The sequence below is a fragment of the Glutamicibacter sp. FBE19 genome (genome assembly GCF_015524875.1).
Taxonomy (GTDB): domain Bacteria; phylum Actinomycetota; class Actinomycetes; order Actinomycetales; family Micrococcaceae; genus Glutamicibacter; species Glutamicibacter halophytocola.
The window spans coordinates 1-22,643 of the sequence record NZ_JACKQN010000013.1; the positions used below are offsets into that span (position 1 = coordinate 1).

General features: G+C 56.5%; 19 protein-coding genes. 13 read left to right on the forward strand and 6 right to left on the reverse strand.

All coding sequences use genetic code 11. The features are described 5' to 3' along the window. Positions 1-5 precede the first annotated feature (5 nt). The gene (locus H6F58_RS16375) at positions 6-668 is read right to left on the reverse strand and encodes a DDE-type integrase/transposase/recombinase (RefSeq protein ID WP_195182168.1); all 663 of its coding nucleotides are present in this window, start codon (positions 666-668) and stop codon (positions 6-8) included. A gap of 206 nt (positions 669-874) precedes the next feature. Further along, positions 875-1,258: a hypothetical protein gene (locus H6F58_RS16380; protein ID WP_195182169.1), complete on the reverse strand. Its 384-nt coding sequence runs from the start codon at positions 1,256-1,258 to the stop codon at positions 875-877. Positions 1,259-1,852: 594 nt separating this feature from the next. Between H6F58_RS16380 and H6F58_RS16385 the strand changes: the two genes are divergently transcribed. The 4 genes from H6F58_RS16385 (at position 1,853) to H6F58_RS16400 (ending at position 9,531) form a co-directional block, all read left to right on the forward strand. Then, positions 1,853-6,316 carry a hypothetical protein gene (locus tag H6F58_RS16385; protein WP_195182170.1) on the forward strand — a complete coding sequence of 1,488 codons (4,464 nt, stop codon included), beginning with the start codon at positions 1,853-1,855 and terminating at the stop codon, positions 6,314-6,316. 688 nt (positions 6,317-7,004) lie between these two features. After that, complete coding sequence (locus tag H6F58_RS16390) at positions 7,005-8,174, forward strand: magnesium and cobalt transport protein CorA (RefSeq protein WP_348536406.1); 1,170 nt, start codon at positions 7,005-7,007, stop codon at positions 8,172-8,174. Continuing rightward, positions 8,156-8,821: a GyrI-like domain-containing protein gene (locus tag H6F58_RS16395; RefSeq protein WP_244652651.1), complete on the forward strand. Its 666-nt coding sequence runs from the start codon at positions 8,156-8,158 to the stop codon at positions 8,819-8,821. Before H6F58_RS16390 ends, H6F58_RS16395 begins: the two co-directional genes overlap by 19 nt. A 23-nt stretch (positions 8,822-8,844) precedes the next feature. Continuing rightward, a complete protein-coding gene (locus H6F58_RS16400) occupies positions 8,845-9,531 on the forward strand; it encodes a DNA alkylation repair protein (protein ID WP_244652652.1) in 687 nt (228 codons plus the stop codon). 48 nt (positions 9,532-9,579) lie between these two features. Here the strand turns inward: H6F58_RS16400 and H6F58_RS16405 are convergent, their stop codons facing one another. The 3 genes from H6F58_RS16405 to H6F58_RS16415 all read right to left on the reverse strand — a co-directional run bounded on the left by H6F58_RS16405 (position 9,580) and on the right by H6F58_RS16415 (position 12,753). Then, complete coding sequence (locus tag H6F58_RS16405) at positions 9,580-10,965, reverse strand: amino acid permease (protein ID WP_195182172.1); 1,386 nt, start codon at positions 10,963-10,965, stop codon at positions 9,580-9,582. Beyond that, entirely contained in the window at positions 10,962-12,035 is a 1,074-nt protein-coding gene (gene hisC, locus H6F58_RS16410; RefSeq protein WP_195182173.1) for a histidinol-phosphate transaminase, read from the reverse strand. The genes H6F58_RS16405 and hisC overlap by 4 nt, the downstream gene beginning before the upstream one ends. Before the next feature lie 208 nt (positions 12,036-12,243). Then, on the reverse strand, positions 12,244-12,753 hold the full coding sequence (locus H6F58_RS16415) for an Lrp/AsnC family transcriptional regulator (RefSeq protein ID WP_060701758.1): 510 nt from the start codon (positions 12,751-12,753) through the stop codon (positions 12,244-12,246). A 661-nt stretch (positions 12,754-13,414) separates the two neighbouring features. Between H6F58_RS16415 and H6F58_RS16420 the strand changes: the two genes are divergently transcribed. From H6F58_RS16420 to H6F58_RS16430, 3 genes are read left to right on the forward strand one after another with little or no spacing between them, the layout of a single operon-like run. Continuing rightward, positions 13,415-14,290: a VOC family protein gene (locus tag H6F58_RS16420; RefSeq protein WP_146275242.1), complete on the forward strand. Its 876-nt coding sequence runs from the start codon at positions 13,415-13,417 to the stop codon at positions 14,288-14,290. Between the two features lie 14 nt (positions 14,291-14,304). Next, positions 14,305-15,312 carry a DUF1731 domain-containing protein gene (locus tag H6F58_RS16425; protein WP_195182174.1) on the forward strand — a complete coding sequence of 336 codons (1,008 nt, stop codon included), beginning with the start codon at positions 14,305-14,307 and terminating at the stop codon, positions 15,310-15,312. An 11-nt stretch (positions 15,313-15,323) separates the two neighbouring features. Beyond that, the gene (locus H6F58_RS16430; protein WP_195182175.1) at positions 15,324-15,953 is read left to right on the forward strand and encodes a pentapeptide repeat-containing protein; all 630 of its coding nucleotides are present in this window, start codon (positions 15,324-15,326) and stop codon (positions 15,951-15,953) included. Here H6F58_RS16430 and H6F58_RS16435 read toward each other — a convergent pair. Continuing rightward, a complete protein-coding gene (locus H6F58_RS16435; RefSeq protein ID WP_171919884.1) occupies positions 15,937-16,863 on the reverse strand; it encodes a LysR family transcriptional regulator in 927 nt (308 codons plus the stop codon). The genes H6F58_RS16430 and H6F58_RS16435 overlap by 17 nt on opposite strands. 77 nt (positions 16,864-16,940) lie before the next feature. On the opposite strand from H6F58_RS16435, the gene H6F58_RS16440 reads away from it, so the two are divergent. From H6F58_RS16440 to H6F58_RS16465, 6 genes are all read left to right on the forward strand, one after another. Next, positions 16,941-18,665, forward strand: a complete 1,725-nt coding sequence (locus tag H6F58_RS16440; protein ID WP_171919883.1) for an FAD-dependent oxidoreductase — start codon at positions 16,941-16,943, stop codon at positions 18,663-18,665. Between the two features lie 402 nt (positions 18,666-19,067). Continuing rightward, positions 19,068-19,370, forward strand: a complete 303-nt coding sequence (locus H6F58_RS16445) for an urease subunit gamma (protein ID WP_060703395.1) — start codon at positions 19,068-19,070, stop codon at positions 19,368-19,370. Positions 19,371-19,397: 27 nt separating this feature from the next. Beyond that, entirely contained in the window at positions 19,398-19,733 is a 336-nt protein-coding gene (locus tag H6F58_RS16450) for an urease subunit beta (RefSeq protein WP_060701754.1), read from the forward strand. Positions 19,734-19,735: 2 nt separating this feature from the next. Then, positions 19,736-21,448: an urease subunit alpha gene (ureC, locus tag H6F58_RS16455; protein WP_195182176.1), complete on the forward strand. Its 1,713-nt coding sequence runs from the start codon at positions 19,736-19,738 to the stop codon at positions 21,446-21,448. A 33-nt stretch (positions 21,449-21,481) separates the two neighbouring features. After that, entirely contained in the window at positions 21,482-21,955 is a 474-nt protein-coding gene (ureE, locus tag H6F58_RS16460) for an urease accessory protein UreE (protein WP_171920195.1), read from the forward strand. After that, positions 21,936-22,631: an urease accessory protein UreF gene (locus H6F58_RS16465; protein WP_195182177.1), complete on the forward strand. Its 696-nt coding sequence runs from the start codon at positions 21,936-21,938 to the stop codon at positions 22,629-22,631. The genes ureE and H6F58_RS16465 overlap by 20 nt, the downstream gene beginning before the upstream one ends. The last annotated feature ends 12 nt before the right edge of the window (positions 22,632-22,643 follow it).

Sequence of the window (22,643 nt, forward strand, 5' to 3'; positions counted from 1 at the left end):
TGTGATCAGTAGTTTTTGGACCTGTCCAGGCCTTTGAGCAGGCGTGTGGTGTAAACCAGTCCGTTGTCGCTCTGGGTGCTTTGTGGTGGGCCGTAGTGGTTGATGCACCAGGTGAAACTGTCGATGACGATTTGCGTAGTGATCTCTTCGTGCACGGAGCAGTGCAGCAGGTATCGCGAGTGGTCATCGAGCCAATGAAGGATTTCGACGGTGTGCCCGTTGGCTAGTGTCGCTTCGGTGAAGTCTGATTGCCAGGTTTCGTTGGGTTGTTCGGCTTGGAAGCGGTGCAGGCTGCTCTTCGGGCGTTTTTTCGGTTCTGGGGTGATCAGGCCGTGGGCGTGCAGGATTCTGCGGATGGTGGCCGTGGAAGGAACGTGTAGGTGCTCTTTGCCCAGGTGGTACTGGATGGTCATGGGGCCAGCGTCGAGGCCGTTGGCGGTGAGCGTGCGACGTAGTTCGAGGATGCGGGCTATGAGTTCGGGACTGGTGGCACGAGGGTTGGTGTGCGGTTTTTTGCTGGCTGGTTCCAGTGCGCTGTCGCCGCCGTCGTCGTAGGCGTGCAGCAGCTGGTAGATGCGTTGCCGAGAGATTTTGTAGTGGCGGGAGGCGTCGGTGACGCTCATGCCGGCATCGCGGATCTGGTGGACGATGACGTGGTTTCTGGACATGTAATAGTGTCAAGTATGACGCGACTCACCGGTCAAGGCATGAGTGTCAATGATGTCCGGACTCACGTGTCTAATATGTAGTGAATCTACACAGCGACATCAATGTTGGTATTGGAGGTGCCATGGCCGCAACTGCTCGGTTCAGGTGTTCTCCAGCCCAGCCAAAATTATCGTGAATTCTTGAGCGCGATTGCAGTGATGCCTCCCTAGGAGTACCTATAGCCGTACTGGCTGTCCGTGTAGTTGGCGGTGGGTAATCGTCTTGGCATGGACACTCCGGCTGCCTTGAGTTGATCGATGAACGCCTGGTCCACCACGCGATGGTTTGGATTCATGGCGCCATTGATGACCGAGGTCGCGCAGGAGCCTTCCGCAAAGTTGCCTTCTGCCGGAAAGACGCCGACGTCACCGATACAGCGATACGGCCAGGACCCAGGCTGGTCGATAACGATGTCTTGAGCGCCCGCAAGTCGAAGTTGTATTTTGATGCCATCCACTGCCGCCGTGTACGCAGCCGCTCTGGCACGCTTCTGGATGCCGTTGTACGCGAGAATACTGATCGAAGCGAGAATCGCAATCTCGACGATCACTACCAAGACCTCAATGATAGTGAAGCTTCGCTGCGGCAAGACGTGATCTTGTGGAGATGTCTTCTTTGACTGCATTGTTGAGATCGACTATGAAGCACAAGCGATATTCGTTCAAGGATCGAAGTGGCGTAGTTTTCACAACAGTTTGCCCCCCTCCCGATTCCAAATACCGCCAAGGTGATCACAGATCTACCTGATTGAGAAGGTGGTGGGCGGCGAGTTGGGCGGTCTGTGGCTGTCACCACCGTGCCCAGTGAGCTTCACGAAAATCCCAGATCATGGGATAATTGCAGGCAGATCACAGCACCAGCTCAAAGCCTCTGTGGTTCCGGCCGCGTCAGACCGATGCTCGGACGTCGGCGACCGCCGGTACTGTAGGGGCACGGTTGATAGCAAGTGCGTAAGCGCCCCCTCGGCGCAGAGGAGACACCCGCAGGATGGCGAGAATTACATCGTGTATGACGTAGACAGGAACCCCGGAGTTCAAAGTGCGACGTTGCGCGCTCATTCGGTTCTCCTTGGGCGAAGAAACGTGAACGTTGCCGCGATCAGGTACATCTCAACGACAGATATCATCAATGGTGGAGATCTGAAATGAGCCCGAGGCCCGGAGGTGAATCCGACAAGATTGGCAATAGATACGAGGCTGCCTGGGCTGTCAGGCATGCTCTATATTGCATAATCAACGATGGTGAATACTCACTAACTCTCGAGGATATCGATCTTGACCTTGCCAAAGGCTCTGAGTTCACTTATCAGGATGGCGCGATTACTGAGGTCCACCAGCTCAAGCGCCAGAATGGCAACAGTAACAGCTGGTCTGTGAAGTCCCTGGCAGCTCTCGGTGTCTTCGAATCGGCGGCGGGCCACGTTGCAGTTGGACGTGCATTTCACTTCGTTTCTCTGGTTCCCTGCCGTCCTCTACAAGAGTTGGCCGAGCGCGCTCGTAAATCGAAAGAGTTGAGCGGGTTTATTCAAGATTGGCTCACTGAGGAACTCCGTAACGTGTTCGACCAGTTGAGTGCTTCTGCCGTTCTTGGGAGTCCTCAAAGAGCCTGGCGTACGTTGCGTGGAATGTGGTTCCTAGTTCAGGACGAAAACGACATGATGCGGATGAACTCGATGCTTGCGAGGTGCCAGTTTGAGGGCGCTGCTGGTGCCATGGTCTCGCTCGCGATCGGTGACATTCTTCTTGACCACCTCGGAAAGAAGCTCACGCGATCTGATCTGCTTGAACTCCTAGCGCTGCAGGGAATCCGGCCAATCGAAGCAGCATCTCGTAAGACCATGCGAGATCAGGTGCGTAGCATCACAGACAGATGGTATGCATCAGTCCGTCGTGAGCTGCTCCAACCACGCATCGAACGCACTGAGGCCACACAGCTCATCGAGTCACTTCAGGATCATCGAACGGGGATTGTAGCTGGGGCTGCGGGAGGCGGTAAGAGTTCGGTCCTCGAGCAGGCTGTCGAGTTGCTTGAAGCTACAGGCGTACATGTTTTGGCGTTCCGTCTCGACCGATTCGACTCATTCACCTCGACTGTCGAGCTGGGTCAGCTGCTGGGGCTAGACACTTCTCCGGCGACGGCGCTGGCGCTATCCGCTGAGGGACGAGACGCCTATCTTGTCATCGATCAACTCGATGCAGTCAGTCTTGCCTCTGGGCGCATCCCAGAGAGTTTCGATGTTGTTGCAGATCTTGTGGGAGAAGCGCTTTCTGTGACTGGCATGAAGGTGATCCTTGCTTGCCGTGAATTCGACATTGAGAACGATCATCGAATTCGATCGCTTGCCGATCGAACCGACGCGGGCAAGACAACGGTCAATCTGCTCTCGGCTGAGATGGTCGATGCTGCGGTGACTGCAATGGGCCTCGAAGCAGGCAGCTTGTCTGCATCTCAGCGGGCGACCCTGCAGACTCCAATGCATCTCGTGCTGCTCAAGACGATAGCTGGGCAAGCGGGTGCCGTGACGTTTCAGTCCCGGGGGTCGCTCTTTGAAGCCTATTGGGAGCGTAAGAGGCAAAATTCGCGTGCGAGACGAAGCGGGGTCCGATTTAACGATGTCATAAGCCGAATTGCGAACGAGGCTAGCGATCGACAGACACTTTCGATTCCGATTGAGGTTCTTGACGACAGCGACCTCATTGAGGATGCCAACGTGCTTGTTTCAGAGCATGTGCTAGCGCGAGATGGCGCGCGAATCGCATTCTTCCACGAGGCCTTTTTTGACTATGCATTTGCTAGGCAATGGGTGTCCCGTTCAGAGACGCTGGTGGCGTTTTTGCTGCGAGACGAACAAGAACTGTTTCGACGCGCGCAAGTTCGTCAAATTCTGCAGCACTTGTACGAACGTGAGCCTGATCGGTTTCGAGCTGAGGTGGAGGCTGTTCTAACGAGCGATAGAGTGCGCTTCCATATTAAGGAGACGGTGCTTGCGGTGCTGTCCACTCTCAGCTCTCCCAGCAGCGAGGACGTCGAGGCTGTCCTACGTGTTGCCGCTACTGCACCGCAACTGGAAGCTCATCTTTGGTCCCATACGCGCCGCAGTGCCTGGTTCAGGCGTTTCTTCGAGGATGGGTATATTGACGACTGGCTCGACAGTGAAGAGTCTGAGCTGCAGACACGTGCACTCAACTTGATGATGACGAGCGTTAGGGATGAATCTCCCTTAGTTGCAGAACTGTTGCATGCGCGGCAGTCTCATCCGCAGTACCTTGAATGGGTGCGCTGGACGGTTGGGCGCGCCGATGCACATCGCAGCCGAACGATGTTTGATCTTCTGCTCGGTGCTGTCCGAGCGGGCGGTTTTGACGAGACCAGAGGCGAGCTATGGCTTGCCGTTCACGACCTCGCGAAGTACAGACCACTTTGGGCAATAGAGTTGATACGCGCTCGCATCATCGAACACCCGGAAGGACTTGAAGTCGACGAGCAGGGCGTCGTATCTCTTCTCAAATTTCACGACTATAGCGCCACAGAACTGGTGCGTGAAGCTTCAGCCGCAGAGCCGCTCGCGTTCGCGGAGAAAGTCGTTCCTTACCTTCTTCGAGTTATGGCCGCGACTGCCTACGAGCCTCATCTCGGGTATCCAATTGCGGACAAACATTTCTCCTTTCGATTCCACCCGGACGAGCTAGATGATCGGGACCTTGACGACGCATTGTTTGCCGGATCTGTTAGTGCGCTAGAGAAGCTCGCCCAAACGAAGCCAGATAAAGTGCGTCCACTACTCGAAACAATTTCGGCAGACCCGCATGATGGCGCGCAGTTCATGCTTTACCGGGCGCTCACCGCAGGTGTCAAGAACTTTCAAGGCTTGATATCAAGTCTGCTGCTCGAGGGCGGAGCTCGACTTTCTTGCGGCTACCCTTCAGATTCGGTTTGGGTGGCACGTGAGCTTCTCCGGTCCGTAAGTCCGCTTGTTGATGATGAAGTTCATCAGAAACTTGAAAACCTATTCCGGGACCTGCGTATCCCGTATGAGACTACTTACAGCTTTGGACGAACGGCGTTCAAATTTCTGTCGGCGATGGAGGAGGAACGGCTTTCACCAGCAGGAGCTAGGCGACTCAACGAACATCGCAGGAAGTTTCACGAAACTACTCCTTCTGAGCCCGATGCTGGTCGGGGTGGCTGGATAGGTTCGCCCATATCCGCTGAAGCTGCAAGCAAGATGAGCGATGACCAGTGGCTCGGTGCCATGGCTCGATATGAAACGGATGAAACCAACTGGGTTAGGTTCACTGGAGGGGATCGTCAGCTGTCGCAAGTTCTCAAGGCTCAGGCGGCCGAAGACCCTATCCGGTTCGCTCGGTTGGCGCTACGCCTTACGCCGAGCCTCAGTCCGGCGTACGCCGATGGCCTATTGATGGGGTTTGCGGAGGCCGCGCACACGGAGCAAGCAGCGCCGCTCATCTTCGACGCGGTGCGACATCTTGCTGCGCTCGGTCACGAAGAGGTTGACCGCTGGCTTGGTAGTGCCCTGCAGCATTACTATCGGGAAGTGCCGCTCGATCTCGTTGATCTTATTCTCCATCGCACGTTGTCCTCGACCGACCCTTCCGATGACAGTCCAATCTTCACTCGCAAAGACGACAATGGTCGAAGTGCGGTCGACATGCATACCAATGCGATCAATACCGCGAGAGGTAGTCTTGTCGAAGCGTTGGGCGATCTTCTCATTTTCGATACTGACGGCAAGCGGACCGAACTCGTTCGACCGTATCTGGTCGAGCTCGCGAACGATCCGGTCATCTTTGTCAGAGCATCCGTTGCGCACACACTTGCTGCGGCACTTCGACATGCTCGGCCGCAAGTCGAGATCGCATTCCAGACACTGATTGAAAATAACGATCGAGTTCTGGCAACGCATTTTGTTCGACGATTGATGATCTACCTCGGCAACGTGGACCCTACGCTCATTGATCCTGTCATAGACCGGATGTTGGGCTCCCAGGATCCGGAGGCGCGTCAGGAAGGAGGAAGACTAGCCGCTTTCGCCGCCCTTGAATGGGGTCGCGCGAAGCTGATCGATCGCGTGTTCACCAGTGACAAGCTCGTGCGAACTGGCGCTGCAGAAGTCTGCGCGAATCACGTCGATAGTACGTCGAATGCGAAGCTCGCTAGTTCCGTATTGATGGCCCTGATGGATGATGCAGAACCAGAAGTGCAAGAGGCCGTTGCTAAGGTGGCGATGCACTTGCGTGACAAGCCGCTCCGGCCTTTCATGGCGCTGCTTAAGGCGTTAATTGAGTCGCCAGTATGCGAACGTGCCACCCCTCAACTCTGGATCACGCTGCAAAATTCAACGGACAAGGTGGATGAACTCGTATTGCAGGCCTCACGGAGATATATTTCCATCTTTGGTGCTGACGCAAGCGATATCCGAACGGGTGCAGCTGGTGATGCGCGGTACATCAGCCAGCTTGTAGTCCGAGGGCTGGCTCAGTCCCGCAACAAGGCGCATAGAGCCGAGCTACTCGACGTGCTAGACGGAATGCTTTTGATCGGTGCCTACGGTGTGGACGATGCGGTTACGGAAGCCGAACGGTTCTGAACCGAGTGTTCCAGCTAGGGCTTCTAAGCTACAACGCTTCAGCCTCGAGCGTGCGAATCACGTGTAGTAATACCTCTGGCCCTGAGCTTGTTGAGAACGGTGCTGGCATTGAAACCCAGGCGGTCGCCGACCCGCTGAAGCGATGGGCCTTCCTGGTAGAGACGAACCATTTTATCGACTTGCGCCTCTGTAGGAGGCTGGCGCCGCATCGCAATCTCGTTGCGCTTGAGCACCTCACTCACGGTGGCGCGGTGGACGCCGTACTTCTCCGCAAGCTCGTAGACAGTGAGTTCTGCCTCATACCCCTTGGCGATCTGTTGAGTCTTCGCGCCAGAGATTCGGGGGCTCGTACTCCTGGGCGGCGCGACTGTAACTCCCACTGGTGTAAGACCAGATGATTGGCGAACAAAGTGCCCATGGGCCTCGCCGAGTTTGTTTGCATGGGTGGAGAACAGTCCCACCAATTAAATCCTGCAATTCTTGAGAGAGAATTTCAGGAGTTTTTCGTATAAGTTCACCTTTTATGGCTGAATAGAATTCTGATTATTTTGCGCTTTTTTGGCGGTGTTTGGATTGCCGCAACGCCTCACCATCAGGAACGGCTCGCGGCATCCGGAGGATTGTTGAGGTTCCGCATCACGAAAGCGAACTGGGCAGGCTTGAAGTTCCATTTTGGCGTAGCTTATCGATGTTATTGCGTTATATGTGCGCCTTAAACTCAGACTCACTTGCGATACTTGAACAAAATCGTTCGATCGGGAGAAGCATGGCACGTATACAGCGACGGGCAATCCGAGCACGGCAGGCCGGTAATGGCCAGGGCCCAGCGCATAGTTCCAAGCGCGTGCGCTATATCGATGACGGATCGGTCGAACTGGCGCCTTCAAGCGCTACTGCCGCAGAAGCGCTGGATTTCTGCCGTAGCGGTGAGAACCGCATTGCCTTGTCGCTGTATCCCAGCCCGGACGAAGCAGACATCCAGGAACTTGCAGAAGCCTGGGACCTGCATCCGGTACTCGTTGAGGACCTCCTGCACGCGCGACAGCGTCCAAAGCTTGAACGCTATGGTGATGTCCTATTGCTAGTTGTTCGGTCAGCCTTGTATCTCGACTCGGCCGAGGAGGTCGAACTCTCCGAATTCCACATCCTTGTTCGGCAAGGTTCGATAGCCGTCCTTTGCCAGGACCATCGCTGGATTGACGGAACCGATGGGCATGAATTTGCCGAGTCGATAAGCAACGGCAGCCTTCAACAACATCAAATGCTGCTCAAAGATCCACAACTGCTTCGGCTGGGCTCCGAGGCGGTCCTCTACCGGATCCTTGACGAGATTGTTGATGGCTACGCTCCAGTACTGCATGGCCTGGGAATAGACAAGGAACAGATCGAGCGCCAGGTATTCAGTGGAGACGCGGCAGTGACCGAACGCATTTATCGATTGAGCCAAGAAGTGATCGACGTGCTCCACTCCACTGCCTCGCTCCTGGAAGTCGTAAGGTCCCTCGATGACGGATTTAAGAAGTACCCGGTTCCCGAGGAACTGGAAACTTATTTGCAAGATGTCACGGACCATCTCACCAGGGCTAATGCCCAAGCACTCGAGTATCGTGACGCGTTGTCTCAAATCCTGAATGTGAACGCCACGCTGGTGGCTCAACGCCAGAATGAGGATATGAAGAAAATATCAGGTTGGGCCGCAATTTTGTTTGCACCCACCTTGATAGCCGCGGTCTACGGCATGAATTTCGACAATATGCCGGAGTTGCACTGGGCCTTTGGCTATCCAGCTGCAATATTGCTCATGGTTGGTTTCGCCGCCGTGCTTTATGGTGTTTTCAAATGGCGCAAGTGGTTCTAGCCGGCGGGCAACGCGGGGGAGAAGAAGCCATGGCAGAAAAAATTGATTTCAAAAAGGCGACTGGCAGCTACCGCGCCAAATATGGGGAATTCCGTATTTTGCAGGTTCCAGCGATGCGCTATCTCATGATTGATGGACAAGGCGATCCCAACCACGAGCGAACATACACCCAGGCGTTGGAAACGATCTATCCCGTAGCCTACAAGCTCAAATTCGCCAGCAAGCAAAACGGGCAAGACTACGTGGTCCCACCCTTGGAAGGACTGTGGTGGGCCGATGACATGAAATCGTTCACGACTGAACGCGATAAATCGAAATGGTCCTGGACTCTCATGCTGATGGTTCCCGAATGGCTCAACGCAGATGATGTTCAAACCGCTGTTGAAGCAGCAAAATCGGGGCGAGACCTGCCAAGCATCGAAAGGATGCGGTTCGAGTTGTTGGATGAAGGCCAGTGCGTACAGACGCTGCATCTCGGAGCATATGATGAAGAAGGACCCGTGCTTCGAAAGATGCATGAGAATTTTATTGTCGGGCATGGCTTGCGGCTTACCGGCAAACATCATGAGATTTATCTTGGAGATCCGCGGAAAGTAGCGCCAGATAAGCTGCGCACAATTCTGCGGCAGCCGGTGGAATCGCTGTAATTGAACCAATGATGGAGGAGACGTTGAGTAATCAGCTCGGACCTGAAAGTACGGTGGCAGAAATCCAGCAGGCGCTGGCGGAGCTGGAAGATCCCAAGGCGCGAGCAGTCAATGAACGCCACGGTGATGATTTCGGGGTCAACCTTGGCAAGCTCAGAGCGATAGCCAAGGCCCTGAAGTCCAACCAGGACCTGGCCCAGAAGCTGTGGGAGACGAAGGAAACCCCCAGCCGCTTGGTGGCCCTCCTGATTGCTAAACCCCGCAGCTTCACATTGGAACAATTGCAGGCCTGGAGCAAGGAAGCCAGCACGCCAAAAGTGCAAGCCTGGTTCCTCAGCTACATAGTCAAGAAAACCAAGCTGCTTGAAGAGCTGCGCGAAGTGCTGATGCGGGAAAACGACCCGGTCCAGTTGGCGGCGGGCTGGGAACTCACCGCACACCAAGTCGCCAAGGACCCGGGAAGACTCGACCTGCCCGGGCTGCTGGATATCATCGAAGACCAGATGCTCGATGCGCCGGATCGCCTGCAATGGGCAATGAACACAACCCTGGCCCATATCGGTATCGAGCATGCAGCGTTGCGCGAACGCGCACTGGCAATTGGCGAAAAGCTCCAGGTGCTTGCCGACTATCCAACTTCACCCGGATGCACCTCGCCATTTGCGCCCAGCTGGATCAACGAAATGGTGAAGAGAAAAGCCTGGGCCTGATTCACAGAAGTGAACCAGGCCCAGGCTCGGCCAAACCACGCTCGCTGGCTACAGGCCGCTGTCCTGTTCAGCATCTGCCTCTTGGCGCAGGAGCAATTTGGATATAACCCAAATTGCGGCAGTCAGGCCACCAGTCAACAGCAGCTGGGTACGAGCCGCAGGATCGGTCATCGCTACGACAACAATTGCCGCCAAGACCACGATCGTGGCGATGGACAAGCCAGGGAAGCCCCACAGCCGCAAGGGGAGTTTCTCGCCCTCGCGATCCGCCCGCCGGCGCAAGATCAGCTGGGTCACAGCGATGAATGACCAGATGAAGATGATGGTGGAGCCAACTACGTTGAGCAGGATCGGCATGACCGCATCTGGCCAAATCCAATTCAACCCGACCGCCAGGAATGAGAACGCCACGGAGCTGATCACTGCCTTGGCTGGAACGCCCTTCCCAGTTACGTGGGTGACGCTGCTCGGTGCAAGTTTTCGCTGCCCGAGTGAATACAGCATGCGTGATGAACCGTAGATGTTTGCATTCATTGCTGAAAGCAGTGCAACGACGACGACAGCATTCATCAGCAGGCTCACGCCTGGAATATGCATGACGGCCAGGGCCGCGGCGAATGGGCCTTCAACCACCGAAGGATCATTCCAGGGCACCAGGGCGATGATGATCAAGATTGAGCCGAGGTAGAAGAAGAGGATGCGCAGCATCACTGACTTCACTACTCGCTTGATGTTACCGGCGGGGTCCTTGGATTCGGCCGCAGCGATTGAAACGACTTCGGTTCCGCCGAAGGAGAAGATCACGATCAGCACGGCGGCGGCGATGCCAGCCATGCCTCCTGGCGCGAAGCCGCCGTGGGCTGCCAGGTTCGCGAATCCAACCGGTTCATCGGTAGGAATCACGTGGGCCAGCACGAGCGCGCCAAAGACCAGGAAAGCAATGATTGCTGCGACCTTGATGACCGCAAACCAGTACTCGAAGCGGCCATAGTTTCGAACGCCTAAGAGGTTGGCCCCGGTGAGCACCACGACGAAGCCCAGGACCCAGGCCCATTGCGGCAAGGCCGGGAACCATGCAGCAGTGATCGCAGCGGCGCCAGTGGCCTCGGCGGCAATGACCACAACTAGTTGCACCCAGTAAAGCCAGCCCAAGGTGCTGCCTGCGCTGCGTCCCATGGCCTTGTGCGCAAAGGTGCTGAAGGCCCCCGAGGACGGATGCGCCGCAACCATCTCTGCCAGCATCGCCATGATCACGATGATGACCGTGCCGGCGATCAGATAGGAAATAAGCACTGCGGGGCCGGCAATCGAAATCGCTTGACCCGAACCAACGAACAGGCCGGCGCCTATCGCACCGCCAAGACCCATCATGGAAATCTGGCGTTGCGTCAGGCCTGTGTGCAGCTGGGCTTCGGTGTTTTTCACTGCCGTCATGCGGTGGCCGCCTCTGCAGATGCAGATGCTGGCAAAGCCGCCAGCACGCGATTGACGTCTTCTTCTGTACCGGAGGAGATGCGCAAGCCATCACCGGGGAAGGCGCGTACTACCACGCCGCCGGCGGCAAGCTGTGCTTCCAAATCAACGGTGTCAGCCCCTGCGCCTACCCATACGAAGTTGGCTTGTGACTTGACTACCGGATAGCCGGCCTGTGCCAGCCCCTCATACATTCGTTCACGCTGAGCTACCACTTCCTCGATGCGCACAGCCAGCTCGTCGATCGCAGCCAGCGACGCGACAGCAGCGCGCTGGGCCAAATCGGAAACTCCGAATGGCACAGCGACCTTGCGCAGGTTATTGGCGACTTCAAGGGGGCTGATTGCGTAGCCGATCCGCAGTCCAGCAAGACCGTAGGCCTTGGAGAAGGTGTGGAGGACCGCAACGTGCGGGTATTTTCGGAATAGCTCGATGCCGTCAGCACGTACTTCGGACCGGTCGAAGTGCACGTAGGCTTCGTCAACAACGACAAGTATGTTCCGTGGCACCGCGTTGATGAACTCGTCCAGCGCTTGAGCCTCGACGACCGTCCCTGTGGGGTTGTTCGGGTTGCAGATGAAGATGAGACGGGTCTTGTCGGTGATGGCCTCCAGCATGGCTGGCAGGTCGTGGCGGGACTCGGCGTCCAGCGGAACCTCGACAGGTGTAGCTCCCGCAATGCGAACCAATGATGGATATGCCTCGAAGGAGCGCCACGCATACATCACTTCATCGCCTTCGGCGGCGACTGCATGGATGATCTGTGCGGCGACTTCAACTGAACCAGCCCCCAGCGTGACATGCTCAACGTCAATGCTGAACTGCTTGCTCAATGCTGCGGTCAGCTGGGGCGCGGCGATGCTTGGATAGCGGTGGATGTTCGCCAGACCCTCCTGGATGCTGGAGATCACCGAAGGCAAGGGTACGTGTGGTGATTCATTCGATGAGAGTTTTGAAGCTCCAGCGGGTGCGGGCTTGCCCTGCTTGTAAGCCGGGACGTCCTGCAAGGAAGGGCGCTGGTGAAGGGTCATGAGTTTCCTCTCTGACTGCCACCACTGCATGATGCTGGCAATCGTTCAAACAGCAAGGACGTGCACTGATGTCTTCAGCCGTGGCCTTGCTCATATTCTCGCGTGTCGCGATTCACAAGCAATGACTGTAGATTGATCGAATCAGCGGTGCAATCGACATCCGCTGGCCTATGCAGGTTGCATAGCAGTAATTGCCCATCCCTCTATTTTACTGGTCAATCTGCATAGTCTTTTCCTGCTCCGGTTCAGTCTTAGCGCATGCGGCCACCAGCGGCAGTGTTCGCCCTTGGAAGTGTTCATGCAAGGCAAAGGAAGATGAAGTCCTGGCAACCCCGGACACGCGGTTGATCCGATCAAAAATGTCTTGAAGGTCCTCCGCCGTTTGCGCAACCACGCGCAGCTGCAAATCAGAATTTCCAGTCACGGTATACATATCGATGATTTCGGGGATCGTTTCTTCTAGGGCTGAAGCCACTGGCCCGTGTCCGTAGCGCTGGATGATTTCAACCTGGCAAAAGGCGACAAGCGAGTAGCCGAAACCTGCCGGTTCAATCCGCGGAATTATTCCGCGGATCACCCCTGCCTCATGCAGACGGGTCAACCGGCTGCTGACGGTACCGCGGGCAACGCCTAGGCGGCGTGCGCATTCCATCACCGGCAGCATAGGGGAGTCGGTGAGCAGCTCGATAAGGTCTGCATCCAGGCGATCAATGCGCACTGTGGTCCTTTCAGAGAATTCAGTCAGTCATCCAAGGCTAACTCTCCAAGCTGGGCGCATGGAGCAGCAGCTTCCCACGGTGCTTCTCGCCAGCCGGAACCCTGGACAAAATCCGAGCCGCGGGTCTTCTGGGGACAGGGGTTGGCTGGAATCAGCAGCCGTCCTGCACCAGCCGGCTCTCGTGAAGTGCAGGCCACGAGCAGAATTAACGAGTTGAGCAATTTGTCGTGAACACCAGTGGCCCCGATCTCCGGCCTAGGCGCACGGGCAATTACCGGTGCATCCCCGATTGGCCCCCACTTCATGGTGCACCTTCGCCACGATTGGATGGCGCTGGCAATGCGTGGAAGCTGGCTGCGATGATGACTCGATTAGGCCGGGCTCCATATGTGTCTTGCACCCTTCTATCGGTATGCTTGCCGAGTCCCGGTCGACCTTGAGTCCCGGGAGCATCGGGACGCGAAGTTTTCCCTCGACCTGCCTGGACATATGTCGCTGGTAAGGCCCACGCAACAAATCGAACGATGGACGAATTTTCCTGCAGGACAAATGCGGAAAACGCGGCGGTGAATCCGGGCTAAAAGTTCTCTGATGCATCTGTTTTTGTTGCATTCTTCGCGGTACCGTGAAAGCGTCATTCAGTTACCCGAGAGGTTTCGTCATGCAAAAGCTCACCGTCAACCTATGGATGCAAGGAACGGCCGGAGAAGCCGGGGAGTTCTACGCGGCAGCATTGCCAGAGGCCAAGACAGAGATTGAATCGCGCTATCCAACAGAAGGCCTGCTGGATTTCCAGCAACCGCTTGCCGGCAAGCCACTCACCGTCTCGGTGTGGGTCCGCGGCACAAAAATAACACTGATCAATGCCGGCGAAGAGTTCGCACCCAATGCTTCGATTTCGATGATCTTAAGTTTCAACACCGATGAACGCGATGTCCTGGATGCAACCTGGGCGGCCTTAGCTGAAGGCGGTAGCGTGCTCATGCCGCTGGACACCTACGATTTCAGTTCACGCTATGGCTGGGTGAGCGATAAATATGGTGTCTCCTGGCAGCTGATGGAATCCGCAGAGCCAGTGTCTGAAAATGCAAGGGTCATGCCATGCCTCATGTTTGGCGGACAGGCCCAGAACCGGGCTGCCGAAGCCATCGAGTTCTACGGTCAAGTGCTTGGCGCCAAGCTGGAAAGTGCCTTCCCTTATGGGCAAGCTACCGAAGTCGCCACGGCAGAATCGCTGATGTTCGCCCAGTTCTCCTTGGCTGAGGATGCCGTTGCGGCAATGGATTCGGGTGTGCGCCAAGACTTCTCATTCACGCCCGGTGTCTCGCTGGAGTGGCCGTGTGATGGCCAGGAAGAAATTGACCGCGTTTGGGAGGCGCTGTCGGCCGTGCCGGAAGCTGAAGCCTGCGGCTGGCTGACTGACAAATTCGGAGTCAGCTGGCAAATCGTACCGTCCAATATGGGCGAGCTCATGGAACGCCCTGGAGCATTCGAGCATATGCTGAACATGAAGAAACTGGTGATCAACGACTTCTAAAAGGTGGAGGCGCGATGGGCGGGAATGCGCGGCGGGCAGTTGTTGCTGGAGCCAGCGGGTTTATCGGACAAAGGCTAGTGGCCGAGCTGCGATCGGCTGGCTATGACGTTTCCACCATTGGGCGTGGGCCCCATTCGTCGGTGTCGTGGGGTGATGCGCAGGGAATTTCCCGTTTTATTGATGGCGCGCAGTTGCTCATTAATTTGTCTGGGAAAAACGTCGGTTGCCGTTACACCGAGGCGGCGCGCGAGCAGATCTTGGCTTCACGTGTCGATACCACGCGTGCCTTGCATTCCGCAGTGGTCCAGGCAGCCCTTCCACCGCAGATGTGGCTCAATGCTTCAACGGCCACCATTTATGAGCACAGCATTCACAAGCCCAATACGGAGTCCACCGGGATCCTCGGCGAGGGGTTCTCTGTGGACGTCGCTCGCAATTGGGAAGAAGAATTCTTCACGGGGGAACTGCCCAGCACTCGACGAGTGGCCCTGCGCATGGCGATCGTGATTGGGGATGGCCCAGCCACGCGCAAATTGCTGGCTATTGCCCGCCTCGGCCTGGGCGGGACGCAATATGATGGGTGGTGGCCTTCGCACCGCAGGTACCGCGGCATCGGACCGCATCCAAGCGGGCCAGTGCGTAGCGTCTGGTATCGCACCGCGGGACAACAGCGTTTCAGCTGGATACATGTCGATGATGTGCTCGGAGCCATCTGGCACGTGATTGAACATGAAGAGATTTCAGGGGCAGTAAATCTGGCAGCTCCGAACCCTGTAGTGAACCACGAACTCATGGCGAGCCTGCGTCAAGCTGTCGGACGGAAGATCGGGCTGCCCGTTCATCGATGGATGTTGGAACCAGCGATGTTCCTGCTCCGGGTGGAACCTGAAATGCTGCTTAAGTCCCGATGGGCACTGCCGGAAGTTTTGCAGGCTACCGGTTATCGATTCAAGTGGCCGCAGCTCGAAGCTGCCTTAGCTGATATTGTCGGAAGCCTTGGAAAAAAATCCGCATCGCATTAAGGATGTAGCACTTGAACCCCAAAATTCGTCCGTTCACCTTGCCTGCATTGGCAGCCGGATTTGCCGGGGATCTTGGTGGTGGCGAGTACGTGGAACTGCTGCACTTTCAGGGTATGGATACACCGGTGCACGCGGATGATGCCAGGCTTGAGGAATGCCGGTTCACCGGGGTAGCGCTGGAAACGTTGCGCAACGCCCGGCTTTTGCAGTGCGAACTACAACAGATTGGCGCCCCGTCGCTCAACGCCGCCGGAGCGTTCCTCAACGATGTGCGGGTGACCCACAGCCGAATAGGTTCGGGCGACTTTGCCGAGGCCGAGTTGGATGGCGTCGTGTTTGAAAACTGCAAATTCGGCTGGTTGAACCTGCGCCGAGCCAAGGTTCGCGACGTCGTCTTCCGCAACTGCCAATTTGAAGAGATCGATTTTGGCGGCCAGATCCAGAGAGTGAGTTTCACCGACTCGCGAACCTCGGTACTCAACTGCGTTGGCGCACAACTTCGCGATGTTGACCTTCAAGGCCTGGACTTCGCTCAAATCGAGGGGCTTGAGGCGATGCGAGGGACCCAAATCAGCACCCTGCAGCTAAGCCTGCTGGCCGAGGAGATGGCCGGCCATTTGGGGATCAAAATAGCGACGTAATTTGCTCATGTCGAGCAGACAGGAGTTTCGCGGTATTCTCAATCAATCCGTGCATGGCGGACGCAGCTCGGGTTAGCGATACATCGCGTCGGTGGGCGAGTCCGATGGTGCGGACCAGCTGCGGGTCGCGCAAGGCTATGGCGCGAATTCCCGGAGTTTCCAAGGCTACGGTCGCCGGCACCACAGCAACACCCAAACCCCGATGGACAAAGCGCAATACAGCATCCATTTCGCCGCCCTCCACTACGATATTCGGAACCAGTCCAGAGGCCTTATAAGCCTGGGCGGTGCTTGCGCGAAGGTCATAGCTGTGGGAGAACGCCAATTGCGCGATCGGTGCCAGATCCTTGAGAGTCAGGCAAGTTGCTTCTGCCAAATGCGGGCGCTCTAGCGAGTCGATCACTACCAACTGCTCTTCCAGAAGTGGCAGATTCTGCAGGTTCTTTTCGTTCACAGCGTGCTCTGACGTCACAATAAGTGCAAGATCCAGTTCTCCGCCGGCTAATTGCTCCAAGAGGCGGTGCGACCCTGCTTCGAAAATTTGCAGCTGCACGCCAGGGTAATTCTCGCGGTAAATCTCCAATACTTCCGAAACTAGCGAAACACACAGCGTGGGAGGTGCGCCGAGCCGTACACGTCCGCGCCTCAAGCCGGCCAAATCCGCCATTTCGCTGCGAATGGTTTCTTCATCGGCCAGCATTCGCCGTGCTCGGGGGAGCAGCGCCTGGCCGGCCGCGGTAAGCGAGATATTCCCTCGGGCGCGATGAAAAAGTTCGGATCCCAGCTCTTGTTCGAGAGTGGAGATTTGGCGGCTCAAGGATGGCTGCGTGAGGTGCAAAAGTTCGGCTGCGTGAGTGAAGTGTCCCACTTCGGCAATCGTAATGAAGCCGCGCAACTGCTCTAGATTCATGTGCATAGCATATCGCTATCGTAATCATGCCGATAATTCATTGGACGTATTTCCAATGCCGGCAGATGCTGGGAAACATGAGAAAAGAACAGCAGGTAACCACGTCAGTACTCGTCATCGGAACCGGTGGTTCTGGCTTGAGAGCAGCAATCGAACTGGCAGAAGCGGGCACCGATGTTTTAGCCGTAGGCAAGCGTCCAAAGCACGATGCACACACCTCCTTGGCCGCTGGCGGGATCAACGCGGCTCTCGGAACCATGGACGAGGAAGACAGCTGGCAGCAACACGCGGCGGACACCATCAAGGAAAGCTACTACTTGGCGGACCCGCGAACCGTACAGGTAGTTGCCCAAGGAGCACAGCGAGGGATCGAAGACCTTGAACGCTATGGCATGAACTTTGCCCGCGAACAAGACGGACGCATTTCGCAGCGCTTTTTCGGGGCGCACAAATTCCGCCGGACAGCTTTCGCCGGCGACTACACGGGACTGGAAATTCAGCGAACCCTGATCCGCCGCGCAGAACAACTGCAGATTCCGGTTCTGGATTCCGTCTACATCACTGAACTGCTCGTAGCCGAAGGCAAGATTTTCGGAGCCTATGGCTTTGATGTCAACGACGGCACCGGATACCTGATATACGCCGATGCCGTCATCCTGGCTGCGGGTGGGCATAACCGCATCTGGCGACGCAGCAGCTCCCGGCGCGACGAAAACACTGGCGATTCCTTCCGCCTGGCAGTCGAAGCAGGCGCACGATTGCGTGACGCTGAGCTTGTCCAGTTCCACCCTTCAGGCATTATCGAGCCTGAATCGGTCGCGGGCACCCTGATCTCAGAGGCAGCTCGCGGTGAAGGCGGAATATTGACCAACGCGCTTGGCGAGCGCTTCATGGAACGCTACGATCCTGAGCGCATGGAACTATCCACGCGAGATCGGGTAGCCCTCGCGGCCTATACCGAAATCAGTGAAGGCAGGGGCACAGACAAAGGCGGGGTGTGGCTGGATGTTTCCCACCTGCCGCGAGAGACCATCATGTCCAGGCTGCCGCGGGTGTACCAGACCATGCTTGAAGAGCAGATGCTCGATATCACCCAGGAGAAGATCGAGATTGCGCCAACAGCGCATTACTCCATGGGCGGTGTCTGGGTGGACCCTCTCACGCATGCAACGGAAGTTCCGGGGCTTTATGCCATTGGAGAGGCATCCTCAGGATTGCATGGGGCCAATCGGCTGGGTGGCAATTCGCTAATTGAACTATTGGTCTTCGGGCGCATCGTAGGGCAGGAAGCCGCTGGCTATTCTCGTGCACTGATGTCCCACCAGCGCTCACAGCAAGCCATTGACCAGGCACGGCATTCCGTGCAGTCACTGGTGTCAGCCGACGGTGAAGAGAATGTGCGCAGCTTGCAGCGAGCCATTCGCGACGTGATGACTGCGCATGCTGGAGTGGTGCGAAATGAAGCCGGGCTCCAGCTTGGCTTGGAAAAGCTGGGCGAAATTGAACAACGAATGCAAAATATCGGCATCCATCCAGACATCGCCGGTTTCCAGGATCTCTGCCACGCCTTCGATTTGAAGTCATCAGTCCTTGCCGCACGAGCCACCTTGGAATCGGCGCTGGAACGCAAGGAAACGCGCGGCTGCCACAATCGCAGCGACTATCCCATGACCGACCCCGAACTGCAGGTGAATCTGGTGTGGTCTCCACAGGGCATCGTGCGTGAATCCCTCCCGGAGATACCGGCCGAAATTTCATCGCTGATCGCCGAAGTATCCCAGGTGGGAAAACTCGTCGAATAAAGGCCGGTTTTCCTGCAGGGAAACTCTTCATTACTGCTCTTCGAATCTGAAGCGTCGCCATCGAGCGCCCCTTGGTATTCGGGGAGCAGTTTTGTCATGTCCTAGGTGCATCAGGTGCAAAGAGTTTTCAGGCGCAGGCAAAAATTGGAAGCAGATGTAATGCATTCTTAATTCGGTGGAAACGGACATGCCGATGACTCGCAATTTTGGGCCGATAAAATCGGCTCTGTCTTGGGGAAATAATTTAAGTCGATGAGTGTTTCATGGCCCGATTTTTTCCCTTCCGCGCACGTTGAGGAGGTCTGCTATTCTTGCCATATCCACACACCTCCCGGCGTATTCTGGCCGTTTCTGAGTACAAATGTGGAACCTCTAAGCAACTCTTGAATGGGGAATCTGTCAATGCATTTAACGCCGAGGGAGCAAGAAAAGCTCATGATCGTCGTGGCTGCGGATCTAGCACGCCGCCGCCAATCACGGGGACTGAAGCTGAACTACCCGGAGTCCATTGCCGTCATTACCTATGAACTGATCGAAGGCGCACGCGATGGTCGTTCCGTGGCAGAACTGATGAGTTATGGCACCACTATTCTGCGCCGCGAAGACGTAATGGACGGTATTGCGGAAATGATCCATGACGTCCAGGTTGAAGCGACTTTTCCGGACGGGACCAAACTTGTCACGGTCCACAATCCCATTCGCTAGACCAGGCGGAAACGAAAGGCACGGACAATGATTCCGGGAGAGTACATTCTTCGAGGCGAGCCCATTGCTTGCAACCAGACGCAGAAAACGCTTGAGCTCAAACTCGTAAATCGCGGCGACCGGCCAGTGCAGGTCGGATCTCACTTTCATTTTGCCGAGGTCAACGCGCAGCTCGTATTTGATCGCGACTCCGCCAGGGGATTCCGCCTGGACATTCCAGCAGGAACCGCTGTCCGATTTGAACCGGGAGATGCGCGCACCGTAAATCTCGTGGAATTTTCAGGCGCCCGCCAGGTTCACGGTTTTCGCAATCACGTTGCCGGTCCACTGGACAGCACATCCATGAACGATCAGGAGCGCTAAGCATGAGCTTCGAAATGTCCCGCAAGCAGTACTCGGAAATGTATGGTCCGACAATTGGCGATGCCATCCGGTTGGCCGACACCGAACTGCTGTTGGAAATTGAACACGATTACACCACTTATGGAGAAGAAGTAGTCTTCGGCGGTGGAAAAGTCATTCGCGACGGCATGGGGCAAAACGGCCGGTTGACCAGGGACCAGCAGATCCCGGACACCGTCATCACGAACGTCGTCGTGCTGGACTATTCCGGCATCTACAAAGCAGACGTCGCACTTCGAGATGGCCATATCTTCAAGATTGGCAAGGCCGGCAACCCGGACATATCCGACGGTATTGACATCACTATCGGGGCCGCAACCGAGATTATCGCCGGCGAGCACAAGATCCTGACTGCGGGTGCCATCGATACCCACATCCACTTCGTCTCGCCAGGCCAGGTCGAGACCGCGCTTGCCAACGGCACCACCACCATGATTGGCGGTGGAACCGGACCAGCCGAGGGAACCAAGGCAACCAGCCTGACCCCGGGGCCATGGAACATCTCGCGAATGCTGCAAGCAGTCGAGAACCTGCCAATGAATATCGGGTTCCTGGGCAAGGGCCACGCCAGCGACGAAGCGCCGCTAGTCGAGCAAATCCGCGCTGGTGCTATCGGCCTGAAAATTCATGAAGACTGGGGCGCGACCACGTCATCCATCGACACCTCATTGAAGGTGGCCGACAAATACGACGTGCAAGTGGCAATCCACACCGATACCCTGAACGAATGCGGTTTCGTGGAAGACACCATCGAAGCCATCGCTGGACGAGTCATTCACACCTTCCACACTGAGGGTGCTGGCGGAGGGCATGCCCCGGACATCATTCGCATGGCCGGCTTGCCCAACGTTATCCCCGCCTCGACCAACCCGACATTGCCCTACACGAGCAATACGGTGGACGAGCATCTGGACATGCTGATGGTCTGCCACCACCTGAACCCCGATATTCCAGAAGATGTCGCTTTTGCCGACTCGCGCATTCGTCCTGAGACGATTGCCGCCGAAGACGTCTTGCACGACATGGGCGTCTTTTCCATTACTTCTTCCGATTCCCAGGCCATGGGCCGGGTCGGGGAAGTGGTGCTGCGAACCTGGCAAGTAGCCGATGCGATGAAACGCCAACGCGGAAAGCTGCCCGGCGACCCAGAAGTGGGCGATAACGAGCGCCTGAAGCGCTATGTTGCGAAATACACCATCAATCCGGCCATTGCCCACGGCATCGCTGACTCGATTGGAAGCATCGAGGAAGGCAAGTTTGCCGACCTCGTGCTGTGGGATCCGGCCTTCTTTGGCGTCAAGCCAGATTTGATTATCAAGGGCGGGCTGATTGTCCAGTCGATTATGGGGGACTCCAATGGGTCCATCCCAACACCGCAGCCACGCACGTTGCGACCTAGCTTCGGCTCGATGGGCAGTGCCGTCTATGAAAGCTCGATCACCTTCATGTCCCAAGCAGCCATTGAAGATGGAGTCCCGCAACGCCTTGGCCTGCGCAAAGTCATCCGACCCTGCCACGGCATTCGCGGTCTAACCAAGGGGGATTTGAAACTCAACGGGAACACCCCAGAGATCAAGGTTGACGCGCAGACCTACGAAGTTTTTGTCGACGGAGAATTGGCAACATGCGAGCCATCGGCGCAATTGCCGATGACGCAGCGCTACTTCTTGTTCTAGCCGCTGAGGGAAAAATTTTTGTGAAGGAGAACAATGATTATTGAAAAACTCGTGGGAAATATCCACGAGGATGGCAGCGGACTGCTCGACGGCCGGCATCACGAAAAAGTGGTCCTGCCCAGCGCAGACCTGGTCAAGCGAATCCAACGGGTAAGCACTGATCATGGACGGGAATTGGGCCTGCGCTTAGCGCCGGGACCGGACTTGCGCGACGGCGATATTCTGCTCATTACCGATTCGGAACTCATTACGGTTTCGGTATTGCCCACGGATGTGCTGGTCATAGCACCGGAGTCGATCTTTGATATGGGTTTCATTGCCCACTCGTTGGGCAACCGGCATCTGCAAGCGCAATTTTTTGACCGCAAATCCGAATATGGTGCTGAAGTGATGGTGGTGCAGTACGACCACACCGTAGAGGACTTCCTCAAGCACCATCATGCACGCTACGAGCGGCAGGAACGCATCATGCCCGTTCCATTCCGACATGCAGAACACACCCACTAGCTCTGGTCACCTGCTCACCCTGCTGCAACTCTCCGACTCGGCACTGCCTACGGGAGCCTTCAGCCATTCTTTCGGGATGGAATCCTATTTGGAAACTGGGCAAGTGCATGACGAAGCGAGTTTTGCCCACTGGCTGCGCCTGTTTTTGGAGCAATCGTTGACCTACACCGATGGGCTGCTGCTGCGCCTTGCATTCGAAGCTGACAACGACCAGCGCATTATCGAACTGGACCGGCTGATTCATGCGTCGGCTTTGCCTCGCCAACTGCGAATTGCAGCACAGAAGATGGGTGCCCGAATGCTAGCCGTGGCATTGGCCGGTTTTCCCGTGCTATCACTGCGCAGCTATCAGCAAGCCGTTCAGGCAGGAACCGGCACCGGGCATCCGGCCATTGCCTATGCCCTGGCTGCACGCGGCGCCGGTGCGCCGCTTGCCGACGCGCTGAGCAGCTATTTGTTTTCCACCGCGACAAGCTTGACTCAAAACGCCATCCGCGCCATTCCGCTTGGACAGGATGCGGGCCAGCGTGTCATCCGGCAGATGCACGAGACTGTCAACGCTGCGGTTGCCAAAATTTTCACGCTGGATGATCAGGACCTGGGCGTGGCCACGCCCGGCTTGGAAATAGCGCAGATGCGCCATGAGCACCAGCGGGCCCGCATGTTCATGTCCTGATTATTCACCCCG